14 protein-coding genes are annotated in these 17,039 nt (G+C 44.0%); 13 read left to right on the plus strand and 1 reads right to left on the minus strand.

Translation table 11 applies throughout. The features are described from left to right. Positions 1-20: 20 nt before the first annotated feature. From MKX35_RS14145 to MKX35_RS14175, 7 genes are all read left to right on the plus strand, one after another. Positions 21-1,127: a GerAB/ArcD/ProY family transporter gene (locus MKX35_RS14145; protein WP_076299321.1), complete on the plus strand. Its 1,107-nt coding sequence runs from the start codon at positions 21-23 to the stop codon at positions 1,125-1,127. A 92-nt stretch (positions 1,128-1,219) separates the two neighbouring features. After that, entirely contained in the window at positions 1,220-1,645 is a 426-nt protein-coding gene (locus MKX35_RS14150) for a MarR family winged helix-turn-helix transcriptional regulator (protein ID WP_042189684.1), read from the plus strand. 151 nt (positions 1,646-1,796) lie between these two features. Then, complete coding sequence (locus tag MKX35_RS14155; protein ID WP_076299320.1) at positions 1,797-3,182, plus strand: MFS transporter; 1,386 nt, start codon at positions 1,797-1,799, stop codon at positions 3,180-3,182. 166 nt (positions 3,183-3,348) lie between these two features. Further along, on the plus strand, positions 3,349-4,749 hold the full coding sequence (locus MKX35_RS14160) for an MFS transporter (protein WP_081382841.1): 1,401 nt from the start codon (positions 3,349-3,351) through the stop codon (positions 4,747-4,749). 93 nt (positions 4,750-4,842) lie between these two features. Further along, positions 4,843-6,135 (plus strand): hydroxylamine reductase, encoded by a 1,293-nt coding sequence (gene hcp / locus MKX35_RS14165; protein ID WP_076299318.1) that lies wholly within the window; start codon positions 4,843-4,845, stop codon positions 6,133-6,135. 243 nt (positions 6,136-6,378) lie between these two features. Then, on the plus strand, positions 6,379-6,951 hold the full coding sequence (locus MKX35_RS14170) for a hypothetical protein (protein WP_076286522.1): 573 nt from the start codon (positions 6,379-6,381) through the stop codon (positions 6,949-6,951). 380 nt (positions 6,952-7,331) lie between these two features. Then, a complete protein-coding gene (locus MKX35_RS14175) occupies positions 7,332-8,540 on the plus strand; it encodes a hypothetical protein (protein WP_076299317.1) in 1,209 nt (402 codons plus the stop codon). A gap of 175 nt (positions 8,541-8,715) precedes the next feature. Here the strand turns inward: MKX35_RS14175 and MKX35_RS14180 are convergent, their stop codons facing one another. Continuing rightward, complete coding sequence (locus MKX35_RS14180) at positions 8,716-9,189, minus strand: hypothetical protein (RefSeq protein ID WP_076286520.1); 474 nt, start codon at positions 9,187-9,189, stop codon at positions 8,716-8,718. Positions 9,190-9,459: 270 nt separating this feature from the next. Here MKX35_RS14180 and MKX35_RS14185 point away from each other — a divergent pair, with 270 nt between their 5' ends. The 6 genes from MKX35_RS14185 (at position 9,460) to MKX35_RS14210 (ending at position 16,975) form a co-directional block, all read left to right on the plus strand. After that, a complete protein-coding gene (locus tag MKX35_RS14185) occupies positions 9,460-10,737 on the plus strand; it encodes a hypothetical protein (RefSeq protein WP_256716284.1) in 1,278 nt (425 codons plus the stop codon). A gap of 122 nt (positions 10,738-10,859) precedes the next feature. Beyond that, entirely contained in the window at positions 10,860-11,270 is a 411-nt protein-coding gene (locus MKX35_RS14190; RefSeq protein ID WP_076299315.1) for a DUF6855 family protein, read from the plus strand. Between the two features lie 182 nt (positions 11,271-11,452). Continuing rightward, entirely contained in the window at positions 11,453-12,985 is a 1,533-nt protein-coding gene (locus MKX35_RS14195) for a flavocytochrome c (RefSeq protein WP_076299314.1), read from the plus strand. Between the two features lie 156 nt (positions 12,986-13,141). Next, complete coding sequence (dcuS, locus tag MKX35_RS14200; protein WP_076299313.1) at positions 13,142-14,749, plus strand: DcuS/MalK family sensor histidine kinase; 1,608 nt, start codon at positions 13,142-13,144, stop codon at positions 14,747-14,749. Then, positions 14,746-15,453 carry a response regulator gene (locus MKX35_RS14205; RefSeq protein WP_076299312.1) on the plus strand — a complete coding sequence of 236 codons (708 nt, stop codon included), beginning with the start codon at positions 14,746-14,748 and terminating at the stop codon, positions 15,451-15,453. The genes dcuS and MKX35_RS14205 overlap by 4 nt, the downstream gene beginning before the upstream one ends. 178 nt (positions 15,454-15,631) lie before the next feature. Next, the gene (locus MKX35_RS14210) at positions 15,632-16,975 is read left to right on the plus strand and encodes a 2-hydroxycarboxylate transporter family protein (RefSeq protein WP_076299311.1); all 1,344 of its coding nucleotides are present in this window, start codon (positions 15,632-15,634) and stop codon (positions 16,973-16,975) included. The last annotated feature ends 64 nt before the right edge of the window (positions 16,976-17,039 follow it).

Consider the following 17,039-nt stretch of genomic DNA (forward strand, 5'->3'; position numbering starts at 1 on the left):
CATAGAGAGAAGGAGTGACATTGGAAAAAGCAAAGATCAGTCCCCGTCAATTGCTTATCCTTGTATTGATGTTTGAAATCGTGAGTGCGATTATCTCCGGATTTGGTGCGGAAGCCAAGCAAGATGCATGGATCACCGCAATCCTCGGAATGCTCGGGGGAATTTGTTTATTTCTAATCTATCATCGATTGTTTTTATTTTATCCGGATCTTCCGCTCACGGAATATGCGAAAAAAATATTAGGGCCCGTTGTGGGTCGTATCGTCGCCTTGTTATATGTCGTCTATTTCTTGTTTAATGGGAGTTTTGTAGTCCGTGAATTCGCCTCAATGGCTGTATCCTTTGTTTTTACACAGACTCCCTTTCTCGTTATTATTGCCTTGATGCTACTTTCGGTTATGTATGTCATTGGAAAAGGTATTGAGGTGTTGTCGAGGACAGCGGAGCTCTTTTTTTCTGTGTTACTTCTTGTTACTGTAACCGGTCTAATTTCGATTGTTACATCTGGGAATGTAAATCTTCAAAATTTAAGACCTGTACTTGAAGAGGGATGGTTAACCGTACTGAGGCAATCGATTCCAAGCACCGTTGTATTTCCTTTTGGAGAGATTATAGTGTTCTTGATGTTGTTTCCCTATGTGAATAAACCGCAACAAGTGAAGAAAACAGTGATTACAGGATTATTGATCAGCGGATCTTTTATCGCGTTTGTTACGATGCTAAATGTGTCTGTCCTCGGTGCGGATCTATTTACAAGAACACAATACCCATTGCTGACAACCTCGGAGTTGATTGAGGGAAGAGCTTTATTAGAACGATTGGATGTATTGTTTCTCGTCACGGCTATTGTCGGTGGTTTTTTCCGTATCGGCATTTATTTATATGCGACGCTAATCGGTGCGGCAACATTGTTCGGTATTCCCTCCTATCGCAAATTAATGATCCCCGTGACTATGGTTATGTTTATTTGTTCCATTGCGATGGCAGGAAACTATGTAGAATTTATCTATACAGGATTACGTGTCGTCCGGTTCTATGTCCAGATTCCTATGCTGTTTATCATTCCACTAATACTTCTAGTGATGGGCTGGTTTCAAGAGAAGAAGAAGCTGAAATCTGCGAAATAAGGAGCTTATATTCTAGAGTTGCATTTATTAGCCTTTACAATTATACTCGTCATAGCAACTATAATCATGTCAATTATCTGGGGGCCATACCATTGGAATTAGAAAAATACATAGGCGTAATTGTACACCGGGCAGATTTAAAGCTGAATAACTATTATCAAAAAGTGGTAAATCCCTTTGATATTACGGTGGACCAATGGGAGATCCTCGTTATTCTTTGGGAGAGTGAAGGGATTACTCAAAAGGATATTGCTGAAAGACTCTATAAAGATCAAACTAACATTGCGCGTATGCTCTTCAAGCTTGAAAAGAAAGGCTTTGTTCATCGTGTAACCCATGAGACGGATAGAAGATCTTTACGTGTATATCTAACCTCTAAAGGGCGTGAAATAAAAGATGAGATTCTTGCTCCCTCTCTTGAAGCGTATAGAAAGACCATTGAAGGGTTAACTGAGGAAGAGGTTGAAACCTTTAGAAGGCTACTTTCTGTCATTCATAATAATGTAAAGGATTTATAGTAGATTTTGTTTGTAAAAAGAGAAGCTCTTCACGCCAATTAGTTGCTATAACGATTATCGTCAAGACCATTTGTTTTGAATCGTTTGTTTTTTATTACTTAATACTTGCTATAGCAACTAATGCTTCGACAATTATAAGGAGGATACAAAGATGAGAACAAGCAATAATAAAATCGGGATTTTTGATGCCCAGTACAGAGCGTTGACTATCGGTATTATTCTGGCAGTCACAACAGTAGCATTTGAAGGATTGGGGGTTACGACGATTGCACCAAAGGTGGCGCAAAGTTTGAATGCGATCCATTATTATGGTTGGATTTTTAGTGCATTTCTTTTATCCCAAATCATTGGCACAATGGTCATTGGACAGCAGATTGATAAGAATGGTGTATATAAATCATTTGTAGTTTCTATTCTAATCTTTGTTACGGGTATCGTCATTGCAGCAACTTCCTTCAATATTTACATGTTGATCGGCGGAAGAGCTTTTCAAGGTTTCGGAGCAGGTGCACTTTTAACTTGTGTATACTCCAGCATTACTTTAAGTTACCCTGACAGTCTAAGAACAAAAATACTTGCAGCTTTCTCTAGTGCTTATATTCTTCCAGCATTAATTGGTCCTTATATCGCAGGGCTTTTAGCCGAAAATCTTTCGTGGAGGTTTGTGTTCTGGCTTGTTCTGCCGTTCATTGTTCTATCTGTATGCTTAACGCTCCCATTATTTCGTAAGTTACAAACTGAAAATAATAATACTTCAACGACGAAAAGAGGGACGTATAAAGAAATATATGCAATTTTATTAACATTAGGAACAGGGCTGCTATTAGCAGGATTAGGATTTTTACCTTCTTGGAAGGGGATTGTGATTTCAATTGCAGGGGGCTTAATTATGATTCAACCTTTACGGAAACTGCTGCCTGAGGGTGCTTTAGTAGTTAAAAAAGGTTTGCCGGCAACCATTGTTACTAGAGGGCTGTTTGTTGCATGCTACTATGCTGTTGAAAGCTATGTTGTTCTAGCTCTAACAAATGTTAAAGGGTTATCGGCAGATATTGCGGGCTTAATCGTTGCTGCCGGGGCTATAAGTTGGTCAATAGCAGCGTGGATGCAATCCAAGCTTGATGAACAAGACCATGGGAGGGGCCGTAGACAACGGGTGACGATTGGCGTTGCTTTTATGATAGTCGGAGTTGCGCTGGTCATAACCGTGATAGGCATTTCAGGTAATGGAATTGTGCTCGCAGTGTTCTCACAAATACTTACCGGTTTTGGAATAGGGCTGGCACATCCAACCACGGGAGCCATTGCACTACATCATGCCGAAGATGGCGATGCAGGTTCAATTTCAGCAAATATTCAATTTATTGATGCGTTTAGTCCTGCTCTTAGCATCGGATTAGGTGGTGCCCTAATTACCATTAGTGAATCCTTTGGATGGGGCGTAATGAGAGGAATCCTCTTGGCCTTATCGATCCAGCTTCTTTTCGTAATTTTAAGCTTTATAGCTACTTTCCGAATTGCGAAGAAGGCAAGCTGAGGCAGATATAATATATGACTGTGAAAGCGAGGGGGAAGATAAGGCTGTACTGACTGGAGCCTATTTAAACATCTCATATCCCAGCTTTATGGGATTGGTCCTGGCAATGGATCTACTTATAATTGTTAGTAATTCTTAGACAAATATGAGTGGGGACGGGATCAGTATGAATGTTGCAAAAAATACAGAGCTAGCGGGCACCCGCAGGTGGCGGCTGGGTATGATGGCGGCTATTTGTATGGGAGCTTTTATTTCCCATTTTACAGCCGGAATTATGAATGTATCGCTTCCTTTTTTTATAAATCATTTTCAGACGGAGCTTGCAAAGGGTTTGTGGATCACAACAGGGTACCTACTAGTGATTACTGCGTTTCTCCCTGTGATGGGAAAACTGGGTGATCGTTATGGGTTTCGCCGCATTCATAATCTCGGATATGTGATTTTTACAGTTGGTTCGATCTTGGTCGCTTTTTCACCTAATCTGCCAATATTGCTTACGCTTAGAGTTGTGCAGGGCATAGGTGCTGCGATGTTCCAAGCAACGAATATTGCGCTCATCACTATCCATATGCCGAAAGAGAAAAGAGGACATGCACTCGGAATTCTGAGTACGGCAGTCGCACTGGGCGGGATGACAGGCCCTATTGCGGGAGGGTTGATTGCGGAGTGGCTTAGCTGGCAGTGGCTATTTTTGATCCATGTTCCTGTGGCAATTGTGGCTACAGTTATGGCTTACCGGTACATTCCGAGCCGTGTGCAAGATCGTAAGTCGGGAACTGTCAGCATCGTGGGGGCTAGCTTGTTCATGGTATGGATCACCTTGCTTCTTCTCGTGATAACAAATGGGAGCAAGTGGGGCTGGGTGTCTACGCAGACGATGGCGAGTTTGATGGGGTTTATCCTGCTGTTGGTCACGTTTCTATTATGGGAACGGAGGCAAAAGACACCTTTTCTACCTCTTCGGGCGCTGAGAATTCCTTCTGTGGCGGGTGGCTTGATCGTTAGCTGTGCCTCTTTTATTCTTTCTAATACCTTGCTTGTCCTTATTCCATTTTATTTGATGGGAGCAGCGGTTCAGTTTTCGTCCTCCACGACCGGTTACATTATGGCGGCTTATCCCATTGCATTGGCCTTTGCAGGTCCTCTTGCAGGCTACTGGTCCGATCGTTATGGTTCTCGTCGGCTGATGCTTATGGGGCTGAGTGCTATGGGAGGCGGGTTCGTCCTGTTGCTAGTATTTTTAGAGAATATCCCGGTCTATGGAATCGCTGCGATTCTATGTCTTATTGGACTTGGGATGGGGCTCATTGCTTCTCCGAATAATAGCTATATTATGCAGCAGACGCCTAAGGAACACGTAGGTTCAATTGGAGGAATAATTGCCTTAACACGAAATGCGGGGATGGTGTTTGGCTCAGCACTTGGACTTGGAATGGTGAGTGGAGAGTTAGGACAGGAGAGTCCGCTTCAGGCGTTCAGAATGGTTTTTGGGATTAATCTTTTCATTTGTATAGGCGTTATTATAATGATGGTTGTTATCAATAGACGGCCATTTAAATCTGCTTGATCTAAAAAAATGTGTGTGTAATCACAACTCAAGGTTTAGTGTTCTGTTACGTTGAGAGTAACGAAAGATTATCTAAATATGGAGGATAACGATATGTTTTGTTACCAGTGTGAACAGACACCGACTGGCGGTTGCACCGTTGTTGGAGTATGCGGCAAAAATGAAACCATTGCGAGTTTACAGGACACGATGATTTTTGCCTTAAAAGGAATTGCAGCTTATGCAACACATGCTCGGCAGCTAGGATATAGCGATCCTGAAGTGGATCGTATTACCCACGAAGCTTTGTACATGACCTTGACCAATTCCAACTTTAATACGCAGGAGCATTTGGAAATGGCGATGAAGGTTGGAGATGCGGCGGTTCGCGTCATGGATCTGCTGGATCGTGCGCATACGGACCGCTTTGGGATTCCACAACCAATCACAGTCAGCCAGAATAAAATTGAAGGTCAATGTATTGTGGTGACAGGGCATAACCTGTATGCACTCGAGGAATTGCTGCAGCAGACGGAAGGAAAGGGCATCAACATCTATACCCACTCGGAAATGCTACCTGCCCATGGCTATCCAGCGCTCAAGAAGTATAAACATCTGAAAGGCAACATCGGCAAAGCTTGGTACGATCAACGCAGACTTTTCGAGCAGTTTCCTGGTGCGATTCTTGCAACTACAAACTGTGTGATGCCGATTAAAGGTACGTATGCAGACCGCTTTTTCTCATATGAAGTTGCAGGACTAGAAGGTGTAGCGAAAATCACGAATGACGATTTCTCCCCCCTAATTAATCGTGCGTTGTCATTACCTGCGGCTGATGTAGAGTCAGATCTGGTACTTACGACAGGATATCATCATGAAACAGTAATCGGGCTGGCACCAGAGATCATTCAGGCTGTCAAAGATGGGCATATCCGCCGGTTTTTCGTCATTGCAGGTTGTGATGCGCCAGGTAAAGGTGGGAATTATTACCGCAAGTTGGCGACATCCTTACCGAACGATACCGTCATTTTAACCACTTCTTGCGGAAAATTCCGCTTTAATGACGTAGATTATGGAACTGTTGGAGACACAGGCATTCCGCGTTATATTGACCTTGGGCAATGTAATAATTCTGGTTCTACGGTGAAGATTGCTTTAGCTCTGGCTGAGGCATTTGATTGTACGGTGAACGAGCTGCCTGTCAGCATCGTGCTGTCCTGGTTTGAGCAAAAAGCGGTAGCCATTCTGCTTGGTTTGTTCAGTCTTGGCATTCAGGATATTCGTATCGGACCGAAACCGCCTGAGTTTATCTCGGATGGGGTGTTGGATGTGTTGGTAGAGCTCTTTGGGTTAAAGCTGATTACCACTGCTGAAGAAGATATGAACGCGATGTTGGCGTTGTCGTAGGTTTAATAATCATGTTATGTGGAATAGTTCGACAGAGGGTGTCCCAAAAGTCATAAAATGACGGAGGGACATCCTCCTTTTTTATGTGGGAGCGTAGCGGTCATTTCCAAAATTCAGGTGAAAAGTAGGTAGACTTAGGACAAGCGATCACTATAATGGAAATAAGATACATTCATAGAACCAATTTATAGCATATAAACAAGAATTCGGCTAAGTAAATAAGCGATTAGAGGAGGCCATCTCGTGGGAAGATCATTCGCAAATTTGCATATCAGGTCGAACAACCTTGAGAACACTGTCGAAGCATTAAGAAAGCTAAGCGAAAGGCATGGCGAAATATTAGGTAAGTCAAATAATGAGGCTACAGAGATCAAAGTTGTCATGTACGTAAGCAAAAACAACGAGAACTGGATCAGCGTGCTCCACGATTATTTTGTATGGGGTACGGTGAAGGAGATCGGCAAAACGTTGTCCTCGCTTATCGAGGAGCCAGTGATGACCGTCGGATATATGAATGAGGAAATATTCGAGTTGTCGTTTTTCGAGAATGGAAACCTTCAAGCCGAAAGAATCTTTTGTGAACAGTGGACGAGGGATGAATATGAACAACTCAAAGAAGAGCGTCTTAATGATGACTACTTGCGGAAAGCGTTGGATATCCGTATTGAGGATTTTGAGGACCTCATTAGTATTACGAGACCGGAACAAGCCGTAGATAAGCTGTCAGAAATCGTAAGAATGTCTTTATGGAGTGATTCGGAGTGGATCCCGCATGAAGAAACTCTCAGAGAACGTTTTGGGACATATGAATTTTGAAAAAAGTATGAAGGAATACCGGAATCATGTTTGCGTTAAAGTTTATCTGTTATCTGGGTATTGTTCGTATGCCATTGATTCTCTGTAAACAGGAGGAGTATTTATGTACATCGTATCCCGGCCAACACCGCCGTCTTTTATGAACAGGATGCTGGGCAGGCGTTTGAAGTTATGAAGCAGTGGCTCTTGTCGAAAGAGTGCGAAGAAGCGATTTCAGAAAATAACAGATGAACTGCTGCCATTAGAGGAATTAGAAAATACATGGAAGTCTCCTAATTTATTGATCAGACGATAGTTCTTTAACCGCGAATATTAGTTCAATTAGCAGTTAATTCACGTCGAATTGATCTTGATGTGTTTTAGTGGAAAGGATGATAGAAATGCCAAATGATAACCAAGCTCGTCCTTCAGCTGGTTCTGTTAGAGAAGTTGGTAGTTATCCTATCGATCTGACAGGTCCATGCAGTCACACTCTTGTCATTAAGCCTGGTGTGGGTAGTCTATCTATTGGTCCGTCGCAATTGGGGAAGAAGGCAGACCTTCATGTCGCGTCTGATGCGCAAATCGATTGGACCGTATTCGATGCCTTTGCCACGCCGGCTGGCTCTCCCTGGCCACGATTTCTACATTATACAGGCAGTGACCCAGGCTTTTTTGACTGGGCAAAGAAACGGCCCATTGAAGAGATGACGTGGACACCGATCCTGTCTGCAGACACGGTGGTGGACACCAGTCAGTCCAATTTGTATGGCTTGCATATCGAGTTGGCCCCATCCGGGAGTTCCCTTAGCCTAAAGCTTCCAAAGCGGTCTTTCCGTCTGAGTGTGTCCGGCGATCTAACACGCTTCTCGGCCACAGGCGATATGCCATCATCCCTGACACTAGCGCCGCGTACCGGCCGACGCAAGAATGATATTCCTTTCTTGCTGCCCGACCTGGGTGAGTTGCACCAGGTAACGAGCTTGACGCTACAGAACACACCGCTGGGACAGCCTATCTCGCTGGAGTGTCTAAATCGGTATCCAAACCTTAACTCATTGAGTTTGTGGGGGAACTTCTGCGACCTGGACATATTGGCTCAACATGCCAAATTAACGAATCTGGAGCTACGTTTCATGCCGGATCTGGGGGAGCTTCCTACCTTGAACGTCTGGCCGTTGCTTGACAGATTCATCGCCTACAATGTGGAAGAGATCGCTGGCAAGCATCTGAAACAGCAAATGAAAAAACGAGCTGAAGCACGCCCTTGGACCGACCATGCTTCAGTGAGCCAATTACGAAAGCCTGAGTGGTGGACGACAGAGTTCGGCCGCCCGTTCTCGTCCTGGCCTAAACGTCTGGCCAAGCTGGCTAATGAAGCTTATAACGTTGCACAGGCAACTTTGTCCGAGGCCCGAACCTTTGCCGAAGCCGAGGCAGCCATTTCTGCCTTCACCGCGCGCTTTAACAACCTCAAAGGCATCGAAACCACCGAACGAGAAGACCTTGCTGAAGCGGTATGGCAACTCAGCCAGTCTGATCATCTGATTGGTCAGCCAATAACAGAGGAGATGGCTCAACGCTGGTTCGATGCATCGCGCGATTACTGAATGAATTGAAAGTCATTACAAGCCTTGAACAGCTACAATCTTTTAAGAAAAGATTCAAAAAAATATGTAATTAGGAGCAATGGAAGGTAAGTAAAAGAATGTACTTCTATTGCTCCTTCTCTCATTTAACCCTCCCAATTTAAAGAATGCACTACATTATACTGGCGGGATATTGTTATATGATTAACCCCATTTCACGGAGTCTATCTTTAATTTTCTTTATACGAGCTTCTTTTTCGGTAGCTTCAGTTAATACCACCACAGATGTTTCGTTATACTTCTTTATAATCCTCTTTAAAGTTAATTCTTTAATATCCTTTTTACTCTGCATTGTAACACGAGGGACAATTGTATGGTTTTCTATGGTTTTGGGATCTGCAGAAATTCGTTCTAGTAAATTAAGTAGAAGCATCAGTCTTTTGTGTCCCAACCTCGGAACTTGGTATAGTTTTTTCCATGAGGAATTTAGTAGGTGATCAAGGTTTATATATCCCTTGGAGTATAGAGCATTTATGAGGCCCGTTAAATTTGGTCCCTGCTCTTCTGCATAAGCAACAGTTACAATACAAGCAATATCCTTACTATAAAGATGCGCTGGAAGTGGGAAAAATTGTATTAACGCCGCATTTCCATCGATGATGTCATTCATGATGATTTACCTCCAATAAAAATTTTTGGTCATTATTCACGTATAGAATTCTGGTGAAGGTTGTGCAAAATATTATTACACTCTGCATTATTAAAACCCAAGCTACTGATCATTTTCTGAACATCAGCAAAGCCCATTGCATGAGCATGTAGAATATTCAGAAGATTTTACTATTTAATAAGTAACAATCGACTCGAATATTCGCTGCTGCGCTTCGTAATCAACACTAAGTAATGGTATGATGTAGGCATCAATTTTATGGGGTGCACTATGATGGATATTCGAATCAAAGAACTGCTTGATGCTACACAGCAAAAATATGGATTGGACAACTACTACTTACAATCTCATGAAATTTATCGCGACGTTACGATACTGGGAGAGACCAACTATTTTCTTAGTATGGAATGGTTTCCTGCACATATGAAGGAAAGGAAGGGCGATTACAATCCGGAAGGAACTGCCGTCATCACGATTGACCTACAATCCCGCAACTATAAAAGTGTGATTTTTGTTGGCGGGATATCTTATGCGAATGGGACACCATTCCAAAATATAGATTTTAACGGAGTCATCCGGTGGATTGAAGATGAGGCAAGGATTGTATACGGTAAACAATTCCACTTAGAGAAGGAACAGATTGGAGAATATCATTTTATTGAAAAAATAGGTAGCATACCAGTCACTCCTGGTGGACGGATCGAGCTTCGCTTCGATGCGGAAGGCAGGCTTGTTTTTTACAGTGTATATGGCCAGTTTCCTTCCAGCTCCATTGTGCACAAAGAGAACTATACTCTCACACTTCAAACGATAGAGCCACAGGCGAGGAAACAACTACAGCTTATAGAATATCCGGTGTACGAGACGAAGCAACTCCTGCCGATCTATGGGATAGAAGAAATCTACATTTCAAATGACGGAACAACCACCATCCCATTTGAGTTTATATCAGGTACGAGAGCACGACTGAATATTGATCAAGTAATACATTGGGAGCAACAGAATACGGAGCTGGAGCCGTTCGAAAGGACGGAGATACGCCTACTTGAGGTAGTTTCCATTGAGCAGGCAATAGCTAGTGAGCCGCATCCGGACTCATTTCCTATCACAGACGCAGAACAAGCCGAATGTATAGCCGCAGTCGAAGCTGGTTTAAGCCAGCTCTTTCCGGATGAATCCGGAGAATGGATGTTGAAGACTTTTCAACGGGAAAGAGGACATATTCAGGCAACACTGAGGATGAAGGCGCCAAGTAATCGTATATTCCAGCGTAAGATCCTCCTGTTCATCGATGTGCAGAATTATAAGGTTATAAATTATATGGATAACAAGCCAATGCTCGATATGTTTGATGAGTTCAAGAGCGAAGAGGGGATTTCTGTAAGCCATGACGAAGCTTATGACAAGCTCAAGGGATGGTTCGAATTAACACCCGTCTATGTGTATGATCCTGGGCAGAAGAAGTATGTGCTGTGCGGGAAGTTAGATTGTAATTATGCTGTGAAGGCCACTAGTGGAGATGTGGTGGAGTTGAGTAGTTTGGAATGATAGTGCAAGCTTTCTTATACTGAGTATGACGAATAAAGGTAATGAAGTATAGTAAGGTGATGCAAATATAATAAAATGAGTAGAACTTACTAATTTTGTGAGTTACTTTGGGAGTTGAAAATATGACGACAGCTACAGGAACCAAGGAAAATCCTTGGAAGTTAAAGACACCACCGCAAACATCCGAGTATGAAATGTATAAGGTCGAAAAAGACGGTAAAGAAATTATAGTTTGCACTGTAAGGAAAACGGTTTTGCATTATGACTACCGCTGTATTGAAGATCTGCACGCCATGCTTATACAAAATGGTGATTGGATGGAGTTAGGAAGTGCTGATGAGCAAAAACCAGCAAAAGAAGGTACCGTTGAAGCATGGGGGCGTTCACCTGAAAACCCTGTCGGCGGTTGGTATGGATTAAAGAAGGGACTTCGGGGGCGATTCGGAATGTATATCCCACCGTTGCTCGAAGAATTGGGTCTTGCGGAAGTAGAGCATAATCCAAGAAACAATCGGATGAAAGCGATCTTGTAAACGAAGGAGAGCCTAAAGGCTCTTCTTTTTTTGAGCCATGCCCCTAACCGGTGGTCTTTCGTACACATTGCAGTGATTAATTTAGTTACAAAACGTTTTTTTTAGTTACATAAACTTTCAAGAGCAGGCCCTTTGCCGTTAAGCTGATTGTAAAAATATTCACAAGGGGGCAAAGCTATAACATGAATAAAAAAGTAACCACTGCTCTTATTCTCGTTCTCTCAGTCATGCTTGTTATCACAGGATGTGGCAACAGCAACAGCAGCAATGGAAACGGGAACAAGAACACCAGCAAGATCAACGAGACAAAGGAAACTGAAGCCGTTTCGGGAGCATCCAAAGCTAGCTATACACCGTACGATCAACTAAAAGATAAATATGACATCATCATTATTGGTGCAGGCGGTGCCGGAATGTCTGCTGCACTTGAGGCGAGAGCAAAGGGTATGAACCCGGTTATTTTTGAAAAAATGCCGGTTGCCGGCGGAAATACAACAAAATCATCTTCGGGAATGAATGCTTCTGAAACAAAATTCCAAAAAGAGCAAGGCATTGAAGACAGCAATGATCTGTTTTATGAAGAGTCCTTAAAAGGTGGCCATGATACGAACGATAAAGAGATGCTTCGTTTCTTCGTAGACAATTCCGCAAGTGCGATTGATTGGCTGGATTCTATCGGGATTAGATTGAATAATATCACGATTACAGGCGGGATGAACGAAAAACGCACACACCGTCCTGAAGATGGCTCTGCAGTAGGACAATACCTTGTCAAAGGCTTGGTGAAAAACGTACAAGAACAAGGCATTCCCCTTTTTGTGAACGCCAATGTCAAGGAAATTACCGAAAAAGACGGTAAGGTCAATGGCGTCAAAGTTATCTTTGACCAAACGGAAGAGAAAACGATTACATCGTCTGCTGTCGTGGTGACAACCGGCGGTTTCGGCGCCAATTTAGACATGATTTCAGGAGTCAGATCTGATTTGGAGGGGTACGTTACCACCAACCAGCCGGGCAGCACCGGTGACGGTATCAAGATGATTGAGAAGCTCGGCGGTACCACAGTCGATATGGATCAAATCCAAGTTCACCCGACTGTGCAGCAGGAAAAATCCTATCTCATTGGGGAGGCTGTTCGTGGGGAAGGAGCGATCCTGGTTTCAAGTGTAGGCAAACGTTTCACAAACGAACTGGATACAAGAGATAATGTCACCGCTGCAATCAATAAGCTTCCTGAGAAGTCTGCGTTTCTTGTATTTGATTCCGGCGTAAAATCTCGCGCTAAAGCGATTGAACAATATGAAAAAATGGGCTTCGTTATCGAAGGAGATTCGATCGAGGCTTTGGCAACAAAAATGGACGTACCGGCAGATCAGTTGAAAACTGCACTAGAGACCTGGAACAGCGCGGTGACGAATAAACAGGATGCCGACTTCGGCAGAACAACCGGAATGGACAATGACTTGTCCGGCGCGCCATATTATGCAATTAAAATCGGCCCGGGAATTCACTACACGATGGGAGGCGTGAAAATCAACACCAACACAGAAGTTTTAAATAAAGACGGACAACCGATTCCAGGCCTTTTTGCAGCAGGCGAAGTTACCGGAGGCTTGCATGGTCAAAACCGGATCGGCGGTAACTCTGTTGCGGAAATCATTATTTTCGGCCGCCAAACGGGTATGAAATCCGCTGATTTCGTAAAAGCTCAATAAGTTATCCCCCCTGTCTCTTTTCGGTTAGACAAACAAACGCTTGGGCTCATCTTAGCCATGCGTTTGTTGTGTTATTATGACGGTGTAGCGTATAAGGTCATAGCGATCCTTGCACGTATACGTTAGAATGAAGAAAAATTTCCGGAGGGACAGCTGATGAAAATTGGCAAACACACACTTCGGCTGCAAACTACAATTACTTTGATGATTGGTGCAGTTCTTATCATAATGCTGCTAGTGGTCTATGTGCTATTTAGTATAAAGGTTTCCTCACAAACAAAATCCTCGTTGGAACAAAAGGCTGTGATCATTTCCCGTACGTTATCGCGTAACCCTCTAATTATTGAAGCGTTAAACAAATCACGCAGCTCGTCTGAATTGCAAAGCTACACTGAGGAAATCCGATTGTTGAACAATGTGGAATTTGTTGTGGTCATGGATATGAATGCAATCCGATACTCCCATCCGGACAAGGACAAAATTGGTAAGCATTTTATCGGTGGCGATGAAGCTGCAGTCTTGCAGGGGCGGGAAAGTATCTCGGAAGCCGAGGGTTCTTTGGGCCCATCTGTAAGAGCGTTTTCACCTGTCTTCTCTGCAAGCGGGAAACAATTAGGAGCGGTGGCAGTAGGGATATCTCTGGGAAACATCAGACTTGCCATAAGAGAGAACGTGGGAATCCTTTATTGGGGATTGCTTATAGGCAGTCTAATAGGGGCTGCGGGAGCATTTCTGCTGGCACGTGTTATCAAAAAAATGATGTTTGGCATGGAACCGGCCGCTATTGCTAAGCTTTTGGAAGAGCGTAACTCCATGCTACAGTCAGTTAGGGAGGGAGTCATTGCCGTTGATAAAGAGTCACGTATTACTTTGATTAATACAGAAGCCAGGCGTTTGCTTGCAGCCATTGGCATGCAGGATGATCCCTTGAACCAGTCGGTAGAGAGCTTTTGGCCATCACTGCGGATGAATACAGTGCTCAAAACCGGTGAAGCCAGCCAGTACTTGGAGGTGGAGCATAGCGGTGTTACGTTACTGGCAAACGTGGTTCCCATTCATGTAAAGGGAGCTGTAGAAGGTGCAATTGCCACATTCCGTGATAAGACGGAGATCAGCATACTTATGGAAAGGTTATCTGGCATCTCCTTATATGCTGAGGCATTGCGTGCCCAGGCGCATGAGTTTATGAACAAGCTGCATGTAATATTAGGATTAACACATATGAAAAGGTATGATCGGTTGGAGGCGTATATAACAAGTACTGTCACAACAACACAGGCAGAGATGGGAACGGTGGTGAGACAAGTGAAGGACCCTGTGATGGCGGGATTTCTATTGGGTAAGCTGAGCCGGGCCAGAGAAGCCGGAGTTCGACTGGTGCTTCTGGAGGATGGGGTTCTGCCGGAGCCTAGCGATCCGGAACGCTCCTGCCAACTCATTACGATAGTCGGTAATCTTTTGGATAATGCAATGGAAGCGCCGGAAGGTAGAGGCAGCAAATATATTCATTTCAGCTTTCAATATCAGGATAAGACGCTGATAGTTACGGTTAGCGATAATGGAAGCGGTATCCCAGATGAGAAATTGCCGCTTATTTTTCAACAGGGGTATTCGACAAAAGGAAATGACCGAGGCATCGGCTTGTATCTGGTTGAGCGGAGCCTTAAAGCTATGGGAGGTAAGATTGTTTGTGAAACAGGAAAGGGAGAAGGGACTCGATTTACGGTTAGTTTACCCTATCGAGCAAAGAGTGATGGTCAATGATTAGTGTATTGATTGTAGAAGATGATCCGATGGTAGCCGAGATGAATAAATTCTATCTGGAGCAAGTGGAAGGTTTTCAGTGTAAAGGCTGGGCAAAATCAGTGGGTGAAGCTCTGATCAAATTGGCAGATGAGTCTTTCGAGCTGATTCTGCTGGATATTTACATGAAAGAGAGCAATGGATTGGAGCTGCTGTCCGCTCTCCGTCGAGGCAGTAAACGAATAGATGTGATTATCATTTCAGCTGCGAGCGATAAGGACAGTATCCGAGACGCGCTTCAGAACGGTGCAGTCGATTACCTTATCAAACCGTTTGAGTTTCAACGCTTTCTCGCAGCTCTTTCCGCCTACAAGGAGCAGCATTTTCTGTTCCGCAATCAGGATTCCCTGGATCAGTCTGAACTAGATAAGCTAACCGGGTATAGGAAAGAGCCCTCGGCCGTTCAGGATTTATCCAAGGGCTTTACCCGGCATACACTGCGGACGGTCTGGAAAGCGGTGGAGACCCATAATGCATTTTCCTTTAGCACTGAAGAGATTGCAGTTAGTTCCGGAATCTCGCGGGTTTCGGTTGGGAAATATCTTGCCGTCCTCGCGGATATGGGAGCGCTGAACAGTGAATTGACCTATGGCACCATAGGAAGACCTGTACAGCGATATCGCATGTCTTCCCGCGGCAGTTCTGTGATTTCTAAATTCATATAGCCTCTTGGAGTGGGCCGCCGGTTCCGTGTTTTAAATGGAATCGGCGGTTTTTGATTGCTTATTTTTGATAGCGCTTACTTTAATAATTTTTATAATTCAATCAATAATTACGTAAAAACAAAAGCGCTTTCATTTCCGCTACTATAAGGCTAGAAAAGAGTTTAGGAGGAAATGAAAAATGCAAAATACGATTCCATCACCTGTTTCCAAAGGAAAGGAAGGTCCCCTGCCAGAAAAGGCTGCCTTCATTCAAAAATGTAAGCAATTTAAGGTCGGTGTCTTTCCGCTCCCTGTGTATCTAGCTCTGGCAGTGGTCATTCTTCTTGCAAGTGTGGCGGGGAAGCTACCGAATGACATGATTGGAGGGTTCGCTGTCATTATGGTTCTGGGTATTCTGCTGAGTGATATCGGTATGAAGCTTCCCTTGTTGAAAAATATAGGCGGCCCCGCAATCATGGCCCTTATGATCCCATCCCTGTTAATTTACTTGAATTTGTTCAACTCTACTGTGACAGACGCTGTCACTACATTGATGAAAGAGGCCAACTTTCTGTACTTGTACATCTCCATCCTGGTGAGTGGCAGTATGCTCGGTATGCATCGCAAAACACTGGTAGCGGGTATTACGCGGATCTTCATCCCGCTGATCGTCGGGACGATTGCCGCAGTTCTGGGCGGATTACTGGTAGGAACGCTCACAGGTTATAGCATGTATCATACTTTCTTCTTTATTATCGTACCGATCCTTGGCGGTGGAATCGGTGAAGGCATTCTTCCTCTCTCCATTGCATACTCAAGCATTCTGGGTGGACACGAAGCGGGTTATTACGTATCGCAGATGATCCCGTCGGCAATTATCGGCAACGTATTCGCCATCATTGTGGCGGGCTTCCTGAAACGTCTGGGCGAGAAAAAGCCCCATCTAAGCGGTAACGGTACACTAGTCAAATCCGGTGACGATCTACAGCATGACAATCCGGATAACAAACCCAAAGATTTCATGATGATGGGTGCGGGACTTCTGATCGCATGCAGTTTCTTCATTGTTGGGGCATTGCTTGCAGATTATGTAGGGATACCCGGACCGATTGTCATGATTCTGATGGCCGTACTGATCAAATGTGTCAAGGCACTTCCCGAAAGATTCGAAAATGGGGCTTACCAGTTGTATAAGTTCGTTGCTGGTAACCTGACATGGCCACTCATGGTAGGTTTGGGCATGCTATACGTTCCTCTGAAGGATGTAGCTGCCATTATCTCTCTACCTTATGTGCTGACCTGCCTTGCCATCGTCTTCAGCATGGTGGTTTCCGGCTATTTTGTGGGAAGAAAAATCAATATGTACCCTGTCGATGCGGCAATTGTAACCGTCTGCCATAGCGGCTTGGGTGGAACCGGAGATGTAGCCATTCTCTCTGCCTCCAATCGTATGCAGCTCATGCCATTTGCCCAGATCTCCACCCGGATCGGCGGCGTCAGCACCGTTATTGTGGCAACTATTCTATTGCGGTTTTGGAGCTGATTAGGATGTCAAGCATACAGCCAGAAAGCTTATAGAGAAAAATACATTGCAATTAACAGGAGGA

The sequence above is a fragment of the Paenibacillus sp. FSL R5-0923 genome (genome assembly GCF_038009145.1).
Classification (GTDB): Bacteria; Bacillota; Bacilli; order Paenibacillales; family Paenibacillaceae; genus Paenibacillus_AQ.